The organism is Mycobacterium venezuelense (assembly GCF_054919535.1).
Map to the genome: position 1 here is coordinate 1 of NZ_JBONDW010000078.1, position 426 is coordinate 426.

General features: G+C 67.8%; 1 protein-coding gene. It reads right to left on the reverse strand.

Going from position 1 to position 426, the window contains the following annotated elements; all coding sequences use genetic code 11:
- A partial coding sequence (locus tag ACRCUN_RS34265; RefSeq protein WP_462146044.1) for an HNH endonuclease signature motif containing protein occupies positions 1 to 426 on the reverse strand: 426 nt, incomplete at both ends.

Sequence of the window (426 nt, forward strand, 5' to 3'; positions counted from 1 at the left end):
GTTTCGTCGTCTTCGTCGCTCTCAATCAGGTAGGTCTGGGGGTGGTGGTAGGTGTTGATGCGAGGCTGGCCGGTGTCGAGTAGTGGTGGTGGGGTCCATTGGCAGCGGCCGTTGCGCATGGTGGTGGTCCACTTACCCGTGGCGACGAGGCGGTTGTCGGGCCCACAGGCCAGGGCGAGTTCGTCGATATTGGTTTGGCCGCCCACGGTCCAGTCCTGGTGGGCGTGGTGGGCCTGGCAGCGATAGCCCCCGGCGGTGCAGCCGGGGCGGGTGCAGCCCCGGTCACGGGCGAACAACACCAGGCGTTGGGCGGGGGTGGCGATGCGTTTGGTGCGCCCAAAGTAGAGCGGCACCAGGGTGGCGTCGTCGAACACCGCCAGATAGTGCCAGGCATGCGCGGCGAGGCGGATGACGTCGGGGATGGGC